Here is a 24,391-nt window from a genome sequence, read left to right on the forward strand (position 1 = left end):
AGAAGAATGATTACTCACTGTCAAAAAAGTATAAAAGTGGTACATTCAACCTTGTACTTCCTTTGTAAGTTGGTTAAAGAAATTTGGTCCTTTTAATTAGTAAAACAAAAACCCTTCCAGTAGGTCATACTACAAACATATTCCAAAATACAGATTGATTTTAATATATCTATATGGGATAAAAACTTAAACAGCTTTATTTATTGCTGCATTATAAATGCCTTCAAAATAGCCCAATTGCATTTCCGGAGCATAATGAGATTGATAGGATTGAAATGCATTTGTACCCATGGTTTCTTTTTCTACTTTAGAAAGTGATTCAAATTTCATAATAGTCTCTTGTAATGAGGACACATTACCCGCTTCAAATAAAAAACCATTTACTTCATCAGCAACAAGAGAAGTCATTGCGCCCAAATTGGAAGCTATTATGGGAACACTGGCTGCAAATGCTTCCAAAATAGTCATAGGCATTCCTTCAAACCAAATAGACGGAAAAACTAGCGCCTTTGCCTTACCTAATTCTTCACTTACTTCCTTACTAGTTAAATTCCCTATATATTTAATATTTTTCGATTCTAATATTCCCTGAAGTACTTCATCTTTTAGAGGCCCATCACCAGCAATATGCAACTGGAAAGGTAATTTTTTGAATGCTTCTACTAAAATTAAAATTCCTTTTTCGTCACACAAACGACCTATAAACAAATAATGATCTTCATTTCTCTTTAAGGAGACTATTTGAGAACAGGAGGTGAAATTAGGCTTAACCGTAAACTGTTCTTTTGAGACACCAAATTTAGAGTCTTGAAAGAGATCTACAGCAAAAGACGTTAAACAGACATACGAATTTATTAATTGCCAAGTCCCTATTTTCTTATGAAACCAAATAACAAAAGCCAACCAAAAAGTCAGTAATAGGGAATTACGGTACACTTTATTAAAAACTGCTTTCCAAGGAAAACTAGCTGTAAGACTATCAGTAAATAATATACCATCGTGCAGCAATATGCCTGATGGACAAAGCAGACGGTAGTTATGAACAGTATGCACTATAGGAACACCCAATGTTCTAATTTTTCTAAAAACCAACGGACCAAGAGCAAAATGCCAATTGTGAATATGAACAACATCTGGCTGGAAAGTCTTTATCTTCTGAGCCACCATACTAGCTGCAGATAGGTTCCAAATTGAAGATAAAAATTGTACTAATCCTTTAATTCCTGACTGATTTTGAAAATAAAACACTTCTACTGTATGATGTTGCTCCAGCAAAGCCAATTCTTGTTTGACAACGGTGTCTTCGCCACCTTGAAGCTGATACTTCGAATGTAAAAGTAGTATTTTCAAATTATGAGTTTTAATATTATATTAAATAAACACCTACTGCTTGATATGCAACTTCTAGACATTTATACTGGAAAAGTTTTAACTAGAAACTACTAATTAAACATTCATTAATTTTCAACAAAATAGAATTTCTTTCTTTATTCCTTATATAGAACTGCACCAAAGTAACCCTATAGAACTGAATTTACTGCATCAACAATTCCTTTGGCAGCATTGTCAAAACTATATTTTTGCACATGAGATATCGCATTAACGGAAAGCCTCTTGTACGTAGTATCGTCGTTAAAAATTTCAACTATCTTATCCACCCATACCATTTCTGACAAAGGCAACACATAGCCATTAAGATCATTAATTACTAAATCATTAGCTACACCAGCATTACTGCAAGTTATCACAGGCATACCAGATGCCATGGCTTCATTGACTACTACACCCCACGGATCATTAACAGTAGGAAACAAAAATAATTTAGATTGCGCGTAATACTTAGGTAATTCTTCCTGATTAATAAAGCCTGGAAAACTGTAGTCTATATTATATTTATCCAATAATGTGAGAATGTCTTTCTCTAATATTCCATTTCCTAAAATAAGTACGTCACATTTTCCAAATTGCTTCTTAACTAATCTTGCAATTTCTACAAAAAAAAGAGGCATTTTCCGGTCTATAAATTGACCTGAAAACATCAAATCAAATTTTTTATCAATTGACGAACCGTTTATAAACAACTTGTTATTAACAGATAGATAAGTTCTGTAAAATTTATTTTTATTAATACCATAACTTTCATATAATGCAGCAGATGCCTCACTCGGACCAACAAAAGCACTTGTTTTCAAGAAAACAATTCTACGAACTATTTTATGTATTAAACTTAAATGGGATTCTGATTGTAGTGTACCATCCGTAAAAACTATAAGTTTCTTTGCTCTAAAAAGAGACCATAAATAAGCATAAAGCATTGTTGGATAAAAGCCCATAATGACAACTACATCCGGATTAAGTTTATTTAAGTATTTTATTACTTCAGGATTATTATGTACTGCATTAGAACTAATTTTGGATAAAACTAATTTATCGTAATTACCATATTTCACTTTCCACTTTCTATCAGACTCCTTTTCAGCACAATAAACAACTGTATATGCACCACCTAAATATTCCGATACCAATTCATGCATTTTTTCCCTGTAAGGAGCTGGAATATTTGTTAACAATGTTACTTTAGTCATTACAAAATTATATAATTTATTAACTCTTTTAGCAAAACACAAATTGCCTTATTTTCATTCTAATTTTCCTAATTTTAGTACTACACAACATTCATCAACTAAACCAAAGAGATTCACTTTTTACATTTGCATATTACTAACAATATGTTTTCTTCTATTTCGCTTACAAAAACTACTTAGTCAATACATTTTAATTTTGACAAACTAAATTCTATTTCCCGCATTAACTACTTAAAACATACTATTGCACTCTATAAATAAATTTTTAGATACTGCTAGTAATCTAAAAGAATTAAATTAAACTTTTTCATACAGAGCGTCATGATTATTGATAAATGACTCCATTGGAAACAACTTAAGTGCTCTTTCATGGGAAGCATTACCCATCTTAATTCTTACTTCTTCATTTTCTAGTAAATGTACTATTTTTGACGCCCACTGGTCAGCATTATAAGGGTCAACGATAAAGCCGTTAACACCTTCTTCTGTCAATTCAGGCAAAGCACCTGCATTTGAGACAATAGTAGGGCATTTCATATACATTGCTTCCGTAATTGCTATACCAAAACCTTCTGTGTCGGCAGGATGAACATATATACTACATTTATTTAAATATTCAGTAACGGCAGTCGAATAACCTAATAAAATTACATTTTCTTCAATTTTCAACTTCTGAATCAAAACTTCCAATTCTGAACGAGAAGGACCATCACCTAAAATGTAAAGCTTACAATCAATTTTATGATCGTGAACAACCTTACCGATCGCATTAACCAAAACTGCTAGATTCTTACGTTTACACAATCCTGAAACTGAAACCAAAGATTTTCTAGAAGCTACATCTGAAATTTTGTCTGAAATGTGAATCGCAGAATTATAAATCACTTCACTATTCTTTTCCTTTAAAACTGGATAATCATGTTCGTACAATTTTTTTATGTAATTAGAAACATAAATAATTCGATCAACAGGTTTCAATACCATTTTTAAAACTAGTGAACGTAAAATTGACAATGGTTCATCATACCCTACTACTGAACGAATTAAGACCACCTTTGGATTCAGTAATTTTAGAATGGGTGCAAATGTATTTTCAAAATTAAAATAAAAATGAACAATATCAATATTCTGCTCTTTAATCACCTTATTTATTGCTAATGCATATCTAAATATATTCTTACCATAAAACCCCTCATATACTTTAACATTTGTCGATTCAAACCACTTTTTGTTTTCTGGAAAATCTTTAACAATTTGCGAATCACTTAAAGCAAAATAAACTGAATGATTATGCCTTGACTCTTCAACTAATTTCTTTAATTTCACTGTAGTACCACCAGTTTTACCACATACTGATATTACACTTAAAACATTTGCCATTTTCATTAATTTATTTTATAAGAACCATTATTTACCTTAATTTTTTTCTCAGAAACCTTATTAACATTTGAAACTATTGTTCCCTCTTCAATATTAAATGTAAGTGTCGCATTTGCCCCTATTATACAATTATCATTAACCATTATAGGACCCGCTACTACACAACTAGCACATAAAATTACATTATGGCCTATAATTGGTCGTGTTTGTAAACTTATTCCATTGTCAATAAATTTTTTCATGTTTCCACCAATAGTTACATTCTGATCAATTTGACAGTTATCACCTATTGATACGTTGGAATCAATAATTATATTATAAGGATGGTGAAGTATTAACCCTATACCTAAGTCTACATTTTTCCCGACTTCAAAATGATACTTTACTTTAAGCATCCTACGCAGAAAAAAACAAAATATATCATCATTATGAGCCAAATAGTAGACACTTATAACAGCTCTTCCTCGAATTGAAATAAGCATATTATATATTAATCCAAATCGGTTAATATACTTTAAATCATTAGCAACTAAATAACTTTTTAATTTATCGTTCATATAAATACTAAATTATTTTTTCATGTATTGCACAAAATTTCTTAAAAAATCAATTTTTCTAAATGGTTCCTTGCAAAATTGCCATACAATCCAAATATTTGATAAACTAAAATATGGAGCGTTGTACTTTCTCTTTACTTTAATTAAATCCTTAAAAAAACTGATTTTGGATGTATAGGTTTTGCTATCTTCCCATACTCTAAAATACGCAAGATCCTTTTCGATTGTATAAACTTGATAATTCTGAGCAATTCGAATAAATAGATCACGATCCATAGTATAATGAAAACTTTCATCAAGATAACCAGTTTTATTAAATACATCACTTAAAAAAAAAGTAGAATTTTGCATTACAGCAGATTTAACTCCATTTATAAGCCAATCAGCAGAAAAAACCTGTGCTTTTACAGTTTTGATAGTCTTGTTTACCCCATCAATAAACACTTGATTTCCCACAAGAACCGATCTATCTTTATGCTTAACAAAATAATTATTAACTTCATTCAACGCATTGGAGCATAACATATCATCCGAATTTATCCAAGCAATAATATCGCCTGTAGCTTTTTTAAATCCTTTGTTCAAACCATCTGACTGACCTTTATCCTTCTCCGACACCCAATTTAAATGAGGATATTCTTTTAATATACTAACAGTATTATCTGTCGAACCACCATCGATGATTATATGTTCAAAGTTATCATAATTTTGAGATAAGACTGATTCAATATTATCACGAATGAATTGTCCTTGATTATACGAAACAGTAACAATAGAAATTTTATATAATTCCATAATAATTATTTAATTGTATTAGGTAAAATTTTAACAAATTTATCTTTAGTAATGCGTGCATATAAAATTGTATAAACTCTATATATAAGAAAAACATCGAAAAAAGTCGTCATATAACGGGTAAAAATTGTTGATTGAACAATATTTGCACTTTCCGAAATAATGATGGCAATTATCGCAATGAGAAAAACACTTAACACGCTTCTTTTTCTCCTTATTAATTTATTTACGGCCCATAAAAATAACACAACTATTGGCAGCAATCGAATCATAAACCCTATGTAACCTTCACAATACAAAACACCAGCGATAGAAGTATCTTGCGTAAATACAATTGATTGAACACCTTTAGTTCCAGAGAGTTTTAAGTTTTTATTAAAATCCCTTTTATAACCTAGTCCAAATAGTTCAGCATCATTAATTGTCAATACATTTTCTGCCTTATCAATAATTCTAGTTCGTACCGCGTAAGTACCTTGACCCTTTTTCAATTCATTATTTACAGTACTAGAAAACATATTATCCCAAACTGAAATAGTTTTTGGAAAGGCAACTAATAGCAATCCGAAAACACTAATTATCATCATCATGCTCTTAAACAATATACCTATATTTAAAAATTTAATTGAAAATAAAATTAATGAAATCGCTAAAAGAAGCCCAAAACTTAAAATTTGACCTCTACCTAATGATAAAACAACACACATTAAATATAAGCCAATAAGTAAAAAAAACTTGCGATTCCCTGTAAGTGCACCTATCAAAACAAAAGGAACTAATATATTAAAATCTGGAAATGCCCCATACGACCTAACTAAATCTATTCCACCTGAATTAAATCCTCTAGAATCTAGAAACGCCAATCCAGTAAACTGAATGACATATATAACTATTTGAAATAAAGTAAAAAAATACAATATTTTAATAAAACTATATATCTTTTCAACTTTCAAGTTCATTAGATAAGGCAGCATTAGCACAAATGTTAAAGCTTGAATATAGTTGTACTTTAGCACAGTCATTAACTCCTCTATATCCTCGTAAAGCAAATAAGACCTAATACTGTTACAAAATATAAAAAATGAACATAAAACAATAGCTCGAATAACAAAAGATTTCTTATACTTTCGTATACTATCTACGTTAATTAGGTAAAATAAAAATGATAATAAAAAAGCAGTAAGGGCAGCTCCAATTTTAAATGCAGAAATAAAATTAAGAAAAAAACCCCACCATGCATATGAGATATAACGCATTACAAAAACTATAAAAAAGAAACACCAATCAGCCCGGTTTAAAATTCCGACTTTGGCATTTTTTATTTCTTCAAATAATCTCAATTTTTTCTTATTTTAAACATTAAACACAAAATTATATACTGTAATCATTTTTATATTCTACAAATGAAATTTTAAATAAAAAACACATCCCTCATATTATAGTAGCTTTCATCGGTAAACTTTCACTGAATTATAGAATCCGAAAATAGACTATCAAATATCCAGTATCAATATACAATTGAGCTGCTATAAAATATTTATTTTGATGGAAAATAACTCAAACAAAACTAGAACAGCAATATTAAAATTCATAATCCTCAATTTTACATACTAATACTTTTTTGTAAACAAATTAATATTATTTTTAATCCATTCAATATCATTGTCCCACCATTTCATTTTGATAATATTGCTAATCTTATCTTCATCGAACCTACTACCTATTATTTTCGCAGGTACACCGCCCACAATTGAAAAAGGATTAACATTTTTTGTTACCACTGCACCAGCAGCAATGATAGCACCATCTCCAACTGTAACATTGTCCAATATCATTACATTTGCTCCAATCCATACATCATTTCCAATAACTACACTACCTAGCTCTACAAAATAATTCTTATCAACAAAACTTATCTGACCCTGTTTCTTAGTAGAAAAAAAAGCAGGAAAAGTTGATAAATAATTAGTTGGATGCATCCCTAAACCGATCTGAACATTGGGTCCAATAGAACAGAATTTGCCAATCTTACAGTTTTTGATATTTGAATTACTAGAGATGTAGGTGAAATCACCTATTTCGGTATTTGATACTATTATATTGTCGTAAAAGGTGTTATAATTCCCAAATTTAACATTGTGTAAACTAGTCAAATATCCAACTTTCAAATATTTATTTTTATTTTTAAATAATAAAACACGATATTTAATAAACCATGACAACCATATTGTTAAAGGATTTTTTAATATACTATTCATACTTATTTATTCCAAATTCCATTTGCATGGTTATTAACAATTTTCCAATATTGAATTGGACACAATATAATATGCGGTACTAAACAAATAATTGTAGAAAGAATAACACCAACCACCCCAAAACTTAAATTTTTAGCTAATAAAATAGAAAGAGGTATATTAATCACAGAAGTTATCAAAATTGAATACATCTGGAGCTTCACTTTTCCTGTACCATTTATAAAAAAGGTAAAGGGAGAATAAAAGATAGTTAAGGCCATGTACAATGCCATAAATATAGTTAAGTTGAATGGTATTACAACTTTATCACCAATCCACAAATTATAGAAAATAGGAGCCACAAAAACTAAAACACCAACCAAAACAATTGCTCCAAAAGTAATTTTAACTAAACTATTCATTGACTTTCTAATCCATTGTAAATCATCCTTCGCATAAGCCTCCGTAACGGATGACCAATATGGTGTAATCACTAATGATAATGCCATATTTACTATACTAAAATACTTAAAAGCTATATTGTAAGGAACAACTTCTTCAGGGCCAAATAACTGCGTTATAATAATATTGTCTGTTGAAAATAAAATTATTCCTGCAATTTGAATCACAAAAAATTTCATTCCCAATCCAAATATTTCATCTAAATATTCTTTTTTAACCAAGGCATATTTTGGCTTAAACGCTTTATATCGATTATTAAAGGCCAAGAAATTAAGGGCAATAAGAATTAAAACAGGAAAAACAGATATTATAACTCCGAAAATCAGAAGGGAACTTTCAAAACTTTTAGTCATTATAAAAATCAAAAGCAATGAACCTGCCTGAATAAAAAAATTAATTTGTCCCTGCATTGAATGATGCTGATCAGCTGCATAAATGGTTGTTATTAGCTTGATAACTAATTGCAAACAAAAAAAGGCAAAAACAATAGGCATCAAGACGCTTAACTGAGTTTGCAATTTTTCTGAAGCATTAAATACCTTTGTCCAATCAATATAGAAGTTAGAAATCAAAAAAATAAATATCAAACCGACGCTAACTAATCCTATTGTAAAATAAGCAGTACTAACATACCCTTGAGCTAATGTCAGATCCCCCTTAGCTTTAGCTTCTGCAAATTTATTACGCAAGCCATTTCCTAAACCAACATCAAAAAAAGAAAACCATGCGATAAACGAACTTAATGTCAACCAAATCCCGTAATTCTCCGTATCTAGATATGAAATTGTTAGTGGTACAAGCAAAAAACTACATAGTATGCTTCCTCCTTTATATAATGCAGATAGCAAGATATGCTTAGTTATATTTTTCGTCCGATCGCTTTTAATACCTACCTTACCGTATAATTTGTGTATCTTATTTTTCAATGTATATTTTTAAATATGGTATTATATATTGTTGTTCAAAATAGTTCAACTTTTTAAACTAATTACCTTTTTAGAAATCTGAATTACTTTAAATCTAATTATTTATTGATTTAACGAACAAAAGACCTTTAAAAAGGCACTGAATTCAAAAATTCAGTGTCTTCAAACACTTATTCTATAGCTATATACAGCAGAAGCACCTTAATACAACTTCAAATCGCTAACGATCATCTCTTTAACCATAGCTGCTAAATCGTATTTAGGCTCCCAACCTAATTGTGTTTTTAATTTTGTTGAATCACCAATCAATAAATCAGCAACGTATAAAATACCAGTGTTTTTTTGGCAACACGATGAACTGCTTGCCTATCTAAGGGTGTATTAATTAAAAATTTTATTGACCAATTAGGCTTTTATTTTTTTTCTTAAATAAGTGGTTTTTCAATAATGAATCAGCAACTTAGCTCTAAAATAGAATTGTATTCTTTTATATACTGTTTACAAACAATTTCTTGCGAGAAACTAGTTTGTAAATTAATAATTCCGTTTCTGCTTAATTTTTCATAGTATTGTCCATCTACTATCAATCTGATTATGTGCTCTGCTACAATTTTAGGAGATTTTACATCCGTTAAGCACCCTGAATAGCCATCGTCTAAAATCCAAGGGACTGCTCCTGCATCTTTTCCTCCAATTACAGGAATACCTTTACTCATTGCTTCTATCAAAATGTTTCCAAAGCTTTGTTCTCGCGCTGTATGCAAAAGGATATCAAAATGTTGCAGCTCTTCCATTAATCTGCTACGATTCATTTTTCCTCTGAAATGGACATTTTTACTCCACCCCTTTTTTTGAACCAAATTATAATTTGCTCCAGCAGGTTCAAAACCACTACCTATTAAATGAAGTTCGCAATTTTCATACGTTTTTTGTGCAATATAAAAAGCCTCAATTGCTGCCTTTGGATTTTTTCTAGAATCCCAACCATTGGCAATATAACAGATTTTAATTTTTTTTCCATACGAAGGATGCTTTCTCGCTGTTTTGATCTCAGCGTCCTGAATAGGATTGGGGATTACCATTCCTTTTAGATTAATAAGTACACTCAAATACATGGAGTTATAACTAAAATGCTTTGCATTATTACGAACCCACCTATCCATCAACAATCGAGTCAATCGGTAGGGTTGCTTTGTCAATTTCAATTTTGTTTGAGCGTGATCTCTAAAAGTAATTAAATGAGGCACATCGGCCAAAATCGTTCCTATAGCATATTCATAACTCCAATGCGCATTTACAATATCTATATTGCTTTTCTCCTCATCAATAAATTGTTTTATTTGCAAAATTTCAGCTTTCCAACAATCAAACCACTTCATCTTTGATCGTGTTCTACAATGACCAATAATCACTTTTAAATTGGGCCCACTAATACTATATTTTGATTCTATAGTATAGTCAAGGGTAAATACAGTCACATGATGTCCTTCATTTATCAAACCATCAATTAAAACATTTACAGCAGTTCCTCCTAAACCTAATTTGCATTCTTCCTCCGTTACATTAGGTAAATGCTTTTTTAAACACGCTATTTCAATTGGACCTGCTATTCCTATATTCATAAATTAAATAGTTTAACTTTTAAAAACAATGATTTCATCAATTTACTAATCATGGCTTTCTCTTCACTTTTTAATCCTATGGACCTACTAAATTGTAAAAAAAAAGAAAACACCTAAAAAATAACTTCTACGAGCTACCTAAATTGATTAAATCTAGTAAAGACTATGAATTTATGTTCTTATTCGTAGAATGTTTTAGTACAATTTCAAATCACTTTCAACCATTTCTTTCACCATAGCCGCCAAGTCGTATTTAGGCTCCCAACCCAATTGTGTTTTTGACTTAGTTGGATCACCAATCAATAAATCCACTTCAGTAGGACGGTAATATTCAGGGTCTACACGAAGTACTACTGTACCAATTTCTAACTGATACAAAGGGTTAGCACAAGCAGCAACAGTAGCTGTTTCATTTTCTTGTTCTCCACTAAATTTTAAAGTAATACCCGCTTCATTAAATGCCATGATTACGAAGTCTCTAATGTAAGTGGTAACGCCTGTTGCAATTACGTAATCTTCAGGAACTTCTTGTTGTAGAATTCTCCACATTGCTTCTACATAATCCTTAGCATGTCCCCAGTCTCTTTGTGAATTCAAGTTTCCTAGGTATAAACAATCTTGCTTTCCTTTGGCAATAGCCGCTACTGCCATGGTGATTTTACGCGTTACAAAAGTCTCTCCACGTCTTGGAGATTCGTGATTAAAAAGTATTCCATTACAAGCAAACATACCATAGGCTTCACGGTAATTTTTGGTAATCCAAAACCCGTAGATCTTTGCTGCTCCATAAGGAGAACGCGGGTAGAACGGCGATTTTTCGTCGTAAAAACCTGCTGCATTTTTATTTTCGGCCAATCCTCCGTACAATTCAGAGGTAGAAGCTTGGTATACTCTTGTTTTTTTTGTTAATCCCAACAAACGAACCGCTTCAAGGATGCGCAAAGTTCCTACTCCATCTACATTGGCAACATATTCCGGCGAATCAAAAGACACCATTACATGCGACATCGCACCCAAATTGTAGATTTCATCGGGTTGTACTTCTTGAATGATTCGGATAATATTAGTGGAATCCGTCAAATCACCATAGTGCAACTTGAAGTTTACATTCTTTTCGTGTTGATCCTGGTACAAATGATCAATACGTTGGGTATTAAAAGAGGAAGCACGACGCTTTACTCCATGCACAAAATATCCTTTTTCTAATAATAATTCAGCTAAATAAGATCCATCTTGACCTGTAATTCCTGTTACTAAAGCTGTTTTTTGTGCTGCCATCATTATATTTTGTTATTTTTTGTTTTTTGTTTTTTGTTCCTAATTAAGGGTTAATCGGTTATTTGGTTCATCGTTTAAACTCTTCTAACCGTTTAAACCTTTCCCTAACCGTTTACCCAATTCCTATATCAATTCACCTTATCCTTTTAAAGACTAATCTTTTTCACGCTTTCAATGTTTTCCAAAAACCAGCTATACGTCATCCTAATTCCCTCTTCAAGAGAAACACGGTGCTTCCACCCTAAATCATGCATTTTAGTACTATCCATCAATTTTCTAGGGGTACCATCTGGCTTAGTAGAATCCCATACAATAGGCCCTTGATGACCTACAATCTCTTGAATCGTTTCTGCCAGTTCTTTGATGGTTAGATCCTCTCCAGTTCCCACATTGTATAAGTATTCTGGTAATTTATTTTCTAATGCAAAAACCACTGCTGCTGCTAAATCATCTACGTATAAAAATTCTCTCATCGGAGTACCACTTCCCCAAAGGGTTACGGCAGCATGATTATTTAATTTTGCTTCATGAAATTTTCGCATCATCGCAGGCAAAACATGAGAGCTGTCTAAATCAAAATTATCATAGGTACCATACAAATTTGTTGGCATCAAGCTCACATAATCCTTATTAAACTGATTACGGATGGCTTGACAAGCCTTAACTCCCGTAATTTTAGCAATAGCATACCATTCATTCGTAGGTTCTAAAGGGCCCGTAAGTAAGTATTCTTCTTTCAAAGGCTGTGGAGCCAGTTTAGGGTAAATACAAGAACTCCCCAAAAAAATAAATTTTTCAATACCAGATTGCAAAGCCGTATCAATCAAATTATTTTGAATTTGCATATTTTCCATGAGAAACTGGTAGGGATAGTCATTATTGGCTAAAATACCCCCTACTCTTGCAGCGGCATCTATAATAACATCTGGTTTTGTTTCAGCCATAAATTGATTTACTGCCAGCTGGTCTCTTAAATCTAATTCAGCACTCGAAACTCCCATCAAATTGGTATATCCTTTCTCGATAAGCGTTCTCCAAATAGCACTACCCACCATACCACGATGTCCAGCTATATATATTTTAGTATTTTTTTCCATGTTTTATTGTTTTAAATCAAAACGTAAATAATGTGTTTTATATTTAATTTTCAATCAGACTACTCTTTCTTAACTAATTACAGCCACCGGCTTATACCATTGTACTTTTCCCCAACACGGAGCAAACAAAACCAATTTCACTTAAAGCTTTTACATCCAATATTCCCCTGCCATCAAATACAAAAGCAGGTTTCATCATATTATCATAAATACGTTGCCAATCATAGTCTACAAATTCATCCCATTCCGTCAAAACAGCTATAGCATGTGCCTCTTTACATGCTTCATAAGGGTCTAATCCTAAAGAAACACCTCTTATATTCGCTACAGCAGGGCGACTCTCAAGATAATTAAGATCATATTGTATTTGTTTTTCAGACACCTTAGGATCATAAACTGTAATGGTTGCCTGTTCGCTCAATAAATAATCAGCAACATAAATCGCTGCAGATTCTCTAGTATCATTGGTGTCTTTTTTAAAAGCCCAACCTAAAAATGCAATTTTCTTCCCACTAACCGTGTTGTATAGGGTCTTAATTATTTTTTCAGAAAATCGTTTCATCTGATAATTATTAAAAATAATGACCTGCTCCCAATAATCAGCTACCTCATTTAAACCCAAACTTTTAGCGATATATACGAGATTAAGAATATCCTTTTTAAAACAAGAGCCTCCAAATCCAACAGATGCTTTTAAGAACTTACTACCTATTCTACTATCCATCCCTATTGCCTTAGCCACTTCTTGCACATCGGCTCCGGTTTCTTCACACAACTCTGACAATGCATTGATAGAAGATACCCGTTGTGCTAAAAAGGCATTAGCACTTAATTTAGATAATTCAGACGACCAAATATTAGTGGTTAATATCTTGGCTTCTGGAACCCATTTAGAATAAACATCGACCAAGGCCTGTATTGCATTTTTTCCTGCTAGACTTTCTTCACCACCTATCAACACCCTATCAGGAAACAATAAATCCTGCACCGCAGTACCTTCAGCCAAAAATTCAGGATTGGAAAGAATAGTAAATTTACATCCATTTCCAGTATGCTCTAAAATATCCTTCAGTGCTTCAGCAGTTCGTACGGGTAGGGTTGATTTCTCTACTACAATTTTATCTGTTTTAGCTACTTTTGCAATTTGTCGTGCACAAAGCTCGATAAACTTGAGATCAGCTGCCATACCTTTACCAGAACCATATGTTTTAGTAGGGGTATTCACCGAGATAAAAATTGCATCGGCTTCAGCTATGGCTTGTTCAATGTCAGTGGAGAAGAAGAGGTTCCTGTTTCGAGTAGCAGCAATAATCTCAGCTAATCCGGGCTCAAAAACAGGAAGCCTTGTCAAATCTGCATCATTCCAGTCAGCAATACGTTGTGCATTTAAATCGACAATAGTAACCTTGATATCAGGACATTGGTTAGCAATCACGGCCATAGTAGGACCACCAACATAACCAGCTCCAATACAGCAAATATTTTTAATTTTAATAGGAACTTCCATTTGGTCAATTTTATTTAATATAGCAACACAGTATGATGTGTTATAGTTTATTTGTTCAATACAACGAAACTTATTATACTAGATACACTCTAACAAATGTGTATCTCAAATAACTTTTCATCTATTGCAGTATGTTCAAGTGACATTCTAAACAGGATTAATCAACAGTCTACTTCCATATTAAGGCAGCTTTATATTTCCTGCGTAGTTTCCTAAAATCGATTAATACGGTAACAATCTAAATAAATATCCGTGACTGACTGCTACGTGCTTAATGCATTCAACAGTCTGTATAATACTAGCATGATTAGTACTCTGATATTTATAATCATCGTGAATACCACTATCTATCTTCCAATGGAAATGCTCCACCATTTTACTTTCAATAAGAAGATTCATTAATACTGCTCTAATAGCTAGTTGGCCATCGGAAATAAAAACAATCCCAATATCATATTCTGAGTCATTAAAAAAATAAATCCTTAAGTAGTTACTATTTTTACTGGGCCGAACAACAATCATATCCATATATTTATAATTAAACCCAATTGTAACCATCTTTTACTCCTAAAGTATAACGTTCACCAAAAGAAGTTTCTCATGGATGCTATTCGTATTCCATTGAAGCTATAATTTTATATAAGATTTTGTTTGGTCCTTTTTACTGAATTATAGATATCTTTCACCAAATGACTTTCACCTATTGGGAGGACCAGTATAGCATCAAATGTATCAACAACTAACAAACCATCTAAACCACTAGACACTACTAGTTTATCAGATAAGGAATACGAATTTTGAGTACCCTCAATTCGCTTCAATCCACTAACATTTTGATATTGTTGTCCATAAGCTAATAAAGAATCAAAGGAACCTAAATCAGTCCATTCAAACGAAGAAGGAACCGTTTTTACTAGCGTAGAATGCTCTAAAACTGCATAATCAATACTTTCATCAGGAATTGCCTCCATAAGTTCTAATGGCACTTCATTATTTGAAATACCACCATGAGCTTTGATGCAAGCCTCTAGGATTATAGGCTGATACTTGCGTAGCTCGGATAAATAGGTGGCAGCTTTAAAACAAAACATGCCAGAATTCCAATAAAAATTTCCCGAATCTATATAAATTTGAGCGGTCTTAAAATCAGGTTTCTCTCGAAATCGTATAACATCTTCACCGGAAGCTTCGATATATCCAAAACCCGTTTCAGGATATTTTGGACAAATACCAAAAGTGACTAAATAACCATCCTTGGCTAATGTTTTCGCTCGCTGGATTGACTGATGATAACTAGCATCATCTCCAATCATCTGATCAGAAGGAGTCACAAATAAAATAGTTTCAGGATCTACAGCCAAACAAGCCAATGCGATCGCTGGTGCCGTATTTCGACCGACGGGCTCTATAATTTCCTTATAAATGCTACCGCCTATTTCAGCAACTTGTTCATGAGCAGTCGAAAGCTGTGAAGCATTAGTAATCAACATAAAATCATCTACTATTTTTTTATTTCTTTCTATAGTATGCTGAAAAATAGATCGTCCATTAAACAACTTCAAAAATTGCTTGGGCCTACTCTTACGTGACAAAGGCCATAATCGAGTGCCAGAACCTCCACTTAAAATAACATTAATACATTGTGTCATTATCTATCTTTTTTACAATCTTCTTCATGCTTATTAACAATTTCATTTCGCAAAGAAGTGGACGAAAATCGATGCTCTCGTTTATTAAAATATAGAGAAACCCCTGATTCGTCACAATAACTTCTACCAGTAAAATCCTTGTTTTCATATTCATCCCCAACGATACGAACTGCAACATCAAAACTTTTCAAAACATCTTCTAAATCTTGCTCTGTTGTATAGGGTACAATTTCATCAACATATCTGCATCCTTTCAATTGAATATACCGCTCCACAACCGTCTGTATTGGTTTATTCTTTTCAGGCCTATCTATTGTAGGATCAGTCTGTAATCCTACGATGAGGTAATCGCATTGCTGTTTCGCTTCTTCTAACATTTTTATATGTCCAGCATGTAAAAGGTCAAAAGCGCTGAATGTAATTCCAATTTTCATAATTAAAGTATTTTAGTAGTTATAGCCTTTATGATTCCCCAATTAATTTAATTCCTCTAGGTACTAAACAGCTAAAAAATAAACAGGCAAACAGTTTTCATGAAAATTGGTCCCGAATCAATTTTATAACTAATTTCTTTGTATGGGTAAAGAAATGCTTGCCTGTAGGTTTTTTAGTTAGCTAACTAATTTATAGTTCAGTAAAAACCTAGATATGATATTGATAATTATTTCATCTGGAACAACCAGACAATTTCAATTTTCAGCTACCTATTTCTATGGCTTCGCCCAATGAATCACATTTGTGACACATTAAAATTTATTTTCAAATGCAAAAAAAAAGCACTTTTATGTTTGAATAGCTAAACGAATTAAAAGAGTAGTACTAAAGACTAATAGTAACCATAGCCCCCAATTGTTCTAAATAAACAGTGATACACTTAGTGCTTACCTTTATTACTTCCCCTGATTGATTTTTAAAAGCACCAGTATCGATAGTAACAATTTTACCTACCTTGTATTGTTCCACTTTTACCGATTGATAATTTCCGCTCATATAACCACGTAACTGTTCAATTTCTTGATCCTTTACTTCTGCAGCCTTACCCAACCAAAATAAATAACGAACAACACCCGGCACTTCAAAAACACGATTCCGCTCTTTTTCAATAATTTTAACAAAGACATATGATTTAATCAAAGGAACTTCAATTTTTTTCTTTCTATCGCTCCACTGTCTTACTTCTGTAACTATTGGACAATAAGCTTCTACTCCTATTTTTGTCAAACCTGCTGCAACTTTTTTTTCCTGTTGCGGCCTAGTGTAGATTACAAACCAACTCATAGTTATGCTCATTTATTTTTGACAAAAATATAATTAAACAGACCTAAATACTACACATTTAGCAACGCTTGACTAAGTGTTGAGTATAGTACATAACTGTTATTAAAAGATTAATAACTGGGAGAATAATTAAAAATTATCCACATATGATTTTAAAAATTTGTAACATATAATTAACCTCAAACATCAATTTGAGTAGGACTACTTGATAAAAATTAGGGGGAATTGCACCGATAAACCTGGAGGTTCAGCCCAATGATTCATTTTATAGTGATGGCTACTTTTAAGTATAATTTCTATTTATAGAAAATACTAAAACTGACATAAATAACCGTAGAAAAGTGCAACCACACCAATGAGATAAAAAAGCGAACAAATAATGGCTGTGAAAAAATATCTATTTGAACGCTTAAGTTTAAGTTGTTACGTATACCTGTTACAGCCAGACCTGAGATTTTATCGAAGCTGAAACGAGGTTATTCATTTAACTATGCCGTAAAATCCATTTTGTGTGCTGTCTTCTCGAAACATTTTAAAATAAAAATTATTGAAGTACTCGAAGTGACGGCAATCAAAAAAGCACCGATAACTGTCGACTCAAGTAGCAAAACATGCTTAAAAGAGAGTTTTAGTTAAAAAAATAGAATCTATTACGATATAACTTAAGTTTAAAGATAGTTAGTTATTTTGAGTTTATTTACCACAATATATATTTCAGGACACGATCCATAACATCATTAGACGCCGAGCAAATCATACCACTTATTACTCTTTTTATTACACTTATTACTTTGCAATATATCAGATTAAAATTTACATTATTTTCGCGGCAATTAGAACTTATTGAGTAAAGTCATATGTAATATTAATATAAAATAATTTTGCAGTCTGATATTTCGTTTACTAACACTATTTGAAATTTGGCTATGCTTTACATACGAATGATTTCAGATACTAACAGTAGCCTCCTTTAAAAAATAGGCTTCAGTTACGATAATGAAAACTTACATTACAACACAATCACTTCTTCCATTATTTACAATATCCAAAATAATATATATATGATAGCAAAACCGATGTCAAAAAGCATTCTACTACTAATAGTGTTTATTGTTAGTACAAGTTTTTTTTCTTGTACAACAAAAAAAGATCTTTTGTATTTTCAAAATCCGGATAAATCTAATTTTTCAGAAACAGTTCTAATTGATAAAAAAATCAATATTGATGACATCTTAAGTGTCAAAATATACTCTTTAGACATAGAGTCTTCAGCTCCTTATAATTTTACTAATAACAATAATAATACAGGTACAAGCACAGAAATACTAAAATTACAAAGCTATTTAGTAGATAACTCTGGAAAAATTACCTTACCTGTATTAGCAGGTATGAAAGTAACTGATAAGTCAACGGAAGAACTCGAGCTATTTTTGACCAATAAACTAAAAAATGAAGGACATCTTAAAAACCCTATTGTTGTAGTCCGAGTATTAAATTCAAAAATAACGATATTAGGTGAAGTAAAATTACCTGGCACTTACAATTTTACAGAAAAAAATTTAACCGTATTACAAGCAATTGGTCTAGCGGGCGACTTGACTATTAACGGACAAAGAAATGATGTAATGCTTATTCGTCACGAAGAAAACACGAAGAAAATTATACATCTAGACTTAACATCTACAGATTTGCTGAACTCCCCCTATTATTATATCAGCCAAAATGACGTTATCGTTGTGAATCCAAACAAGGCCAAAGTTAAATCGGCAGGAATCATTGGTAATGCAGGTACTTTGCTATCTGTCTTTACATTACTACTAACAACTATTGTACTTATACTAAAATAAAATCATGGAAGAGGAATTCGGTTTTGATGATCAAATTGTAATTAAAAATTTAATTTTAAAATATCTACAGTACTGGAAACTGTTTGTAATATGTACATTTATTACCGTGCTATCAATGACTATATATTTAAGATATACTAAAAACATTTATAGTATTGAATCAAAAATAAAAATTTTAGATGACAGTAAAGGTTTGAATTTACCTTCGGATGCACTTGGTTTTTTATCAAAGTCCAAAGTAAACTTAGAAAACGAAATAGAAGTTATTAAATCTAAAAAACTTTTAGAACCGGTAGTCGAAGATTTAAATTTAAACACAAAATATTACCACCAAGGTAAATTTATAAATAATGAATTATGGAATATTCCTATCATAATAAAAGTATTAGAAAATAAAAATCTCCAGTCCTTTGCATTTAATATTGAAATAACCAATCAAGGCTATAAAATCAAAACTGAACTACAAAGCATTGATTTAAAAGGCAAATATGCTACGGCAACCATTAATAATCATAAAATACAGATTATACCCAATCCGGATTATGACAAGGCCAGCAGTGAAAAAGAGTTTTATGTAACTATTAGTCCTACTGCTAATTCTGTCAATATACTGGCAAAAAAAATAAAAGTAGAAGTAGTTGGTGAAGATAGCGATATACTAGCAATTAGTATTGAAGATGAAAATAGTGAAAAATCAAAAGCTGTTGTCAATAAAGTAATTCAAAAATTTAATGAAGATGGTATTAATGACCGACAATTAATATCTAAAACGACAGTTGAATTTATTCAAGATAGATTTAAATATTTAGCTCAAGAACTAGATAGCATTGAAGATAAAAAGAAACAATTTAAACAATCTAACAATTTAAGTTTCATTGAAGCTGATGCTGCTTTAGACATCCAAAAGAGAGCGAAATCTGAAACGGAGCTCTTTAAAGTAGAAACCCAACTAGCACTATCTAATTTATTAAAAGGTGCAATTGACGATAAAAACGGAAACACTATCATCCCAGCCAATTTAGGTCTTGAAAATGAAATTATTAATGTCTTGATTGGGGAATACAATACCTTAGTCATTGAACGTGATAAGTTATATAAAACTGCCGGAGGTCAAAATCCCACGGTAACAGGAATAGATTCCAAAATAGGAATACTAAGGACTAACATTAAACAATCTATCACAACCTACTCCAAACAACTCAATATTACTCTTTCTCAACAAGAAAAAGATCTAGGTAACGTAAATAGATTGATAACCAAAATACCTAATGACGAACAAATTTTACGAGGAATTACACGTCAACAAGAAATTAAAGAAAACTTATACTTAGTATTGTTACAAAAAAGAGAAGAGTCAGCTATCGCTTTTGCAGTCACTTCACCCTCAATAAAAATCATTGATTATGCCAATGGAAATTCCACACCTATATCACCCAACAGAAGTAAATTTTATTTAATAGCACTTTTAGCAGGTGTTTTAATACCATTTATTGCTCTTTATCTTTATTTTCTTTTTGACACTAAAATAAAAAACATAAATGAAATTGGCTTTCAAAATTCTAATATTCCTATTGTAGGAGAAATTCCATTTTTCGAAGAGAATAACCTCTTCAAAAATAAAGATGATCGATCTATCCATGCAGAAACTTTTAGAATCTTAACTTCCAACATAAACTTTTCTCTTCCTATAAAAGAAAATAAAATTGCAAACATAATATTAGTAACCTCTTCTATAATGGGCGAGGGAAAAACATATATAACAACCAACCTGGCCTTAGCTTTAGCAAGTTATAATAAAAAAGTACTTTTAATTGGAGCCGATATGAGAAAGCCCAGACTTAAAGAAACACTTCATATGGAACATAACGGCAAAGGATTATCTAGCTATCTACATGAAAAAGAGACCAATTGGAAAGATATTTTAGTTACAAAAAACCCATATAATAGCGATTTACATATTTTATTCACGGGATCTATTCCTCCAAACCCATCTAATTTACTATCAAATGGAAGATTTGAAACTTTAATTGAAGAAGCAAAAAAAGAATATGATTATATTATTATAGATTCAACACCTACAATATATGTAAACGACACTTTCCAGATAGCTGATTTAGCTGATTTAACACTAAATGTTACACGATTCAACCACACTGACAAGCAATTGTTAGGTTACTCTAGAAACTTAGCTGTAAACAATAAACTAAAAAACATGGTTTATATACTCAATGGTATACAAAGCAAATCCAATTTTAATTATAATTATGGTTATGGTTATGGTTATGGTCAAGAAACGCATTCTCAAAAAAGACATTGGTTAAAAAAATGGCTGCCATAGTAGGCTCACTTCTATTTTATCCGAGGCTTACATAATTATTTTATGTAGGCCTTTTTTATACACTTAATTACAGACTAAGTGGTAATTAGAAGTACCTCATATGCGAATACCACCACATACAAAAAGCTAACTAACATTTATGATTTTTTACTAGCCTATTTAGTACTTTTGTCTGAGCTAAAAACCCACCCTTTTTGAGGAGCCCTATTCGTAGCTGTCTCTTCAGTACTTATTCCTTTACTTAAAACTCCTCCTAATGTTCTTATTCTGCACACCTAAATTTTCTTTCTAACTCAGCTATTATTTTTTATTCTGGGGTCTGCTTTAACTTTCCACTACCAGGAAAGACTTCTGGAACCAAACTGTACCTTTTTAGCACTTTTATAACTGAATTGTTTTAATGCTTCTTACATCAACTAATTTAGATATGTTGTCTCTTTCTGAACTGGTTTCACATTAAAAGCTCGGTCGTCAATATTTCGGATCTGTTTTGCAAGTTAAAATTAAATCTTTTATTCCTTATTCATTCTCACGGTAAAAATCGCAAGCTCACACCATAGCACTCCTATTCGTACTCAATTTCGAAACGATAAACGACTCCATCTATCAATAAAAACAAGCCAGTTATCCTCCTGATATGACACTTAATAAAAAGGTGGAATGATTACAGATATTCTTACAATTTAAATTATGAATATTTATTTTTAATAGATTTAATCAAATAAATAAACACCGACTAAGATAACATATTTTCGTATAGAACTTTAAACTTTCAAATTATGAATATATCAGTTTTAGTGATTGATCACGGCATCTCCGAATCAAAAAGTAATGTATTGCAACTAATGAAAAGTATTAAGATGGAATATTTACCTATTGCCTATTGCAATACTATTTCAGAGGCATGTCCAAAATATTTAGAAATTTTTCACGATTTAATAATAGTAAATGTTACAAATTTAGATACCGACTTATTTGATTTTTTAGAGAAATATGTGAATGAAAAATCATCTATTATTCTCATGAGTGATACTCCCAAGCATGCATTGAACTGTATTAAATACAACATCACTGATTACCTCATCACTCCCATTTCAAATACTGAATTTCAAAACACGATACTTAAAGCGATTACCTTAATTGCCATAGCACGAAATAAAAAATCATTGAGATATAAAACCCGAGAAAAATTCAATAAATTTATTACAGTCACATCTTTAAAAAAAATAGATGTTATAAAAGTAGCTGACATTCTTTATTTTGAGGCTGATGGAAGATACACTCTTATTCATTCAAATAACGGGACAAGTAAAATCGCTAGTAAAAATATTGGAGAATTTCAAAAATTACTAAATGACGAAATATTCTGCCGCATTCATCATAAATATATAATCAACCTAAATAGACTGCTGAAAATCAACAAAATAGATGGATACTCCTGCCAAATGAGCAATGACTTAGCTATTCCTGTATCGAAAAGAAAGTTAGAACAGCTTAATAAAATATTAAATATTTGAAACGCCGACAGTAAAAACTAAAAGCTCAACATGACTAACTTAATTTAAAAAAAGTAGGAGAGAGATCGCAATCTATTATTAAAATAATAACCGTAAGTTCACAAATAAATACTTTTGAAATTAGTGAATTTACGGTGATGACAAAACGGTACAAAAAATTAAATTGCAATGATATTAAATCACTTCATCTTGCAAAGGAAAAAACAAGGAAATTTCTGTACCTACATTTTCTTCTGAAACAATAGTAAAAACACCTTCCGACTTTTTTAGAATCGCCTTACTAAGAAAAAGCCCTAAACCTAATCCTTGTTGCTCTCTTTTTTCACGATTAAACTGTTGACCTGCATCTATTCTTTTCAACTCTTCCTGCCTTAATCCAATCCCAGCATCTTTTATCACTAAACTGTAATAAGTATCATTGAATAGCTCACCTACAATACTTATAGCTTGATCACCAGAAAATTTTAGTGCATTGTCAATCAATTCAAAAAGAATAAAATCCAAATATTTTTGACTTATTTTAATATTCGACTCTTTTATTTTAAAAACGATCCTTTCTTCCGAATCTTGATACATAGCTTGAACCTCCTCCTTCACACTAGAAAATGAATTTAATATATTAGTTCGCGAGTTGTCTGGAAATTCAAGTTCATTGTCAATAAAATTTTGATAGAGAAATAAATTTTGCATTGTTCTATTTAAGCGATCTCCAGATATCTTAATATTATCCTGAAATTCATGAACTTTCTTTTTTTTCAAATTATCTCGATTTTCAATTAATAGGTTAATACTTCCTAGTATACCATTAAGTGATGTATTAACTTCATGCAATAAGTATTTTTTTTCACCAATGTATAAATTATTACAAACGGTTTTTATTTTTTTAAATCTGTCTAACTTCGTTTTTATGGTGCCCATTAATTCACTGACATCAAAAGGCTTACACAAGAAATCATCTGCCCCGCTGAGCAAGCATGTACGCATTAAATTCGCTTCCGTTTTTGCGGTTAAAAAAACAAACGGAATAGCTGACAAAGACTTGATTTCTTTTACTCTTTCATGAAACACGTAGCCATCCATTACAGGCATCATGATGTCACATATCACCAAATCTGGTGTCCAATTATCTAGTAAATCCAGTGCTTCTTGTCCATTGCCTGCAGTAATAACATCATAATTTTCAATAAGAAGAAGTTCATGTATTGTCTCTCTAAGAGTTAACTCATCATCAACTAGAAGTATTTTATTTTTGGCCATAAGCAAAGGTCTACCTTATTTAAGTTTTGTGATCTTCTTTATTATTTTTACCCTATTTA

General features: G+C 31.4%; 19 protein-coding genes. 3 read left to right on the top strand and 16 right to left on the bottom strand.

Annotated elements, in window-relative coordinates; all coding sequences use genetic code 11:
• Positions 1–186: 186 nt before the first annotated feature.
• The 15 genes from BLV35_RS05350 to BLV35_RS05425 form a co-directional block, all read right to left on the bottom strand.
• Positions 187–1,350, bottom strand: coding sequence for a glycosyltransferase (locus BLV35_RS05350; RefSeq protein WP_091085910.1), 1,164 nt, complete (start codon positions 1,348–1,350; stop codon positions 187–189).
• A 170-nt stretch (positions 1,351–1,520) separates the two neighbouring features.
• Positions 1,521–2,585, bottom strand: coding sequence for a glycosyltransferase family 4 protein (locus tag BLV35_RS05355; protein WP_091085914.1), 1,065 nt, complete (start codon positions 2,583–2,585; stop codon positions 1,521–1,523).
• A 297-nt stretch (positions 2,586–2,882) separates the two neighbouring features.
• Entirely contained in the window at positions 2,883–3,971 is a 1,089-nt protein-coding gene (locus tag BLV35_RS05360; RefSeq protein WP_091085918.1) for a glycosyltransferase family 4 protein, read from the bottom strand.
• Entirely contained in the window at positions 3,971–4,522 is a 552-nt protein-coding gene (locus BLV35_RS05365; RefSeq protein ID WP_091085921.1) for an LbetaH domain-containing protein, read from the bottom strand. The genes BLV35_RS05360 and BLV35_RS05365 overlap by 1 nt, the downstream gene beginning before the upstream one ends.
• Before the next feature lie 12 nt (positions 4,523–4,534).
• The gene (locus BLV35_RS05370; RefSeq protein ID WP_091085924.1) at positions 4,535–5,317 is read right to left on the bottom strand and encodes a glycosyltransferase family 2 protein; all 783 of its coding nucleotides are present in this window, start codon (positions 5,315–5,317) and stop codon (positions 4,535–4,537) included.
• 5 nt (positions 5,318–5,322) lie between these two features.
• Positions 5,323–6,657 (bottom strand): hypothetical protein, encoded by a 1,335-nt coding sequence (locus BLV35_RS05375; protein WP_091085927.1) that lies wholly within the window; start codon positions 6,655–6,657, stop codon positions 5,323–5,325.
• Positions 6,658–6,927: 270 nt separating this feature from the next.
• A complete protein-coding gene (locus BLV35_RS05380; protein ID WP_091085929.1) occupies positions 6,928–7,575 on the bottom strand; it encodes a CatB-related O-acetyltransferase in 648 nt (215 codons plus the stop codon).
• 2 nt (positions 7,576–7,577) lie between these two features.
• Entirely contained in the window at positions 7,578–8,942 is a 1,365-nt protein-coding gene (locus BLV35_RS05385; protein WP_091085933.1) for a lipopolysaccharide biosynthesis protein, read from the bottom strand.
• Between the two features lie 452 nt (positions 8,943–9,394).
• Positions 9,395–10,564 carry a glycosyltransferase family 4 protein gene (locus tag BLV35_RS05390; protein WP_091085937.1) on the bottom strand — a complete coding sequence of 390 codons (1,170 nt, stop codon included), beginning with the start codon at positions 10,562–10,564 and terminating at the stop codon, positions 9,395–9,397.
• A gap of 195 nt (positions 10,565–10,759) precedes the next feature.
• Positions 10,760–11,842 (bottom strand): GDP-mannose 4,6-dehydratase, encoded by a 1,083-nt coding sequence (gene gmd / locus BLV35_RS05395; RefSeq protein WP_091086695.1) that lies wholly within the window; start codon positions 11,840–11,842, stop codon positions 10,760–10,762.
• 146 nt (positions 11,843–11,988) lie between these two features.
• The gene (locus BLV35_RS05400; RefSeq protein ID WP_091085940.1) at positions 11,989–12,939 is read right to left on the bottom strand and encodes a GDP-L-fucose synthase family protein; all 951 of its coding nucleotides are present in this window, start codon (positions 12,937–12,939) and stop codon (positions 11,989–11,991) included.
• Between the two features lie 91 nt (positions 12,940–13,030).
• Positions 13,031–14,434: a nucleotide sugar dehydrogenase gene (locus BLV35_RS05405; protein WP_091086697.1), complete on the bottom strand. Its 1,404-nt coding sequence runs from the start codon at positions 14,432–14,434 to the stop codon at positions 13,031–13,033.
• A 647-nt stretch (positions 14,435–15,081) separates the two neighbouring features.
• Positions 15,082–16,095, bottom strand: coding sequence for a mannose-1-phosphate guanylyltransferase (locus tag BLV35_RS05415; protein ID WP_091085947.1), 1,014 nt, complete (start codon positions 16,093–16,095; stop codon positions 15,082–15,084).
• The gene (locus BLV35_RS05420) at positions 16,095–16,529 is read right to left on the bottom strand and encodes an adenylyltransferase/cytidyltransferase family protein (protein WP_091085950.1); all 435 of its coding nucleotides are present in this window, start codon (positions 16,527–16,529) and stop codon (positions 16,095–16,097) included. Before BLV35_RS05420 ends, BLV35_RS05415 begins: the two co-directional genes overlap by 1 nt.
• Positions 16,530–16,914: 385 nt before the next feature.
• Entirely contained in the window at positions 16,915–17,385 is a 471-nt protein-coding gene (locus tag BLV35_RS05425; RefSeq protein WP_245712019.1) for a UpxY family transcription antiterminator, read from the bottom strand.
• Positions 17,386–18,434: 1,049 nt separating this feature from the next.
• Here BLV35_RS05425 and BLV35_RS05430 point away from each other — a divergent pair.
• The 3 genes from BLV35_RS05430 to BLV35_RS05440 all read left to right on the top strand — a co-directional run bounded on the left by BLV35_RS05430 (position 18,435) and on the right by BLV35_RS05440 (position 23,075).
• Positions 18,435–19,220, top strand: a complete 786-nt coding sequence (locus BLV35_RS05430) for a polysaccharide biosynthesis/export family protein (protein ID WP_091085957.1) — start codon at positions 18,435–18,437, stop codon at positions 19,218–19,220.
• Positions 19,221–19,224: 4 nt separating this feature from the next.
• Positions 19,225–21,558, top strand: coding sequence for a tyrosine-protein kinase (locus BLV35_RS05435; RefSeq protein WP_091085960.1), 2,334 nt, complete (start codon positions 19,225–19,227; stop codon positions 21,556–21,558).
• A gap of 779 nt (positions 21,559–22,337) precedes the next feature.
• The gene (locus BLV35_RS05440) at positions 22,338–23,075 is read left to right on the top strand and encodes a LytR/AlgR family response regulator transcription factor (protein ID WP_091085965.1); all 738 of its coding nucleotides are present in this window, start codon (positions 22,338–22,340) and stop codon (positions 23,073–23,075) included.
• 174 nt (positions 23,076–23,249) lie between these two features.
• On the opposite strand, the gene BLV35_RS05445 is transcribed toward BLV35_RS05440, so the two are convergent.
• Positions 23,250–24,332 (bottom strand): ATP-binding response regulator, encoded by a 1,083-nt coding sequence (locus tag BLV35_RS05445; protein WP_091085967.1) that lies wholly within the window; start codon positions 24,330–24,332, stop codon positions 23,250–23,252.
• Between the last annotated feature and the right edge of the window lie 59 nt (positions 24,333–24,391).

It is taken from the genome of Flavobacterium gillisiae, assembly GCF_900107635.1.
Taxonomy (GTDB): Bacteria; Bacteroidota; Bacteroidia; order Flavobacteriales; family Flavobacteriaceae; genus Flavobacterium; species Flavobacterium gillisiae.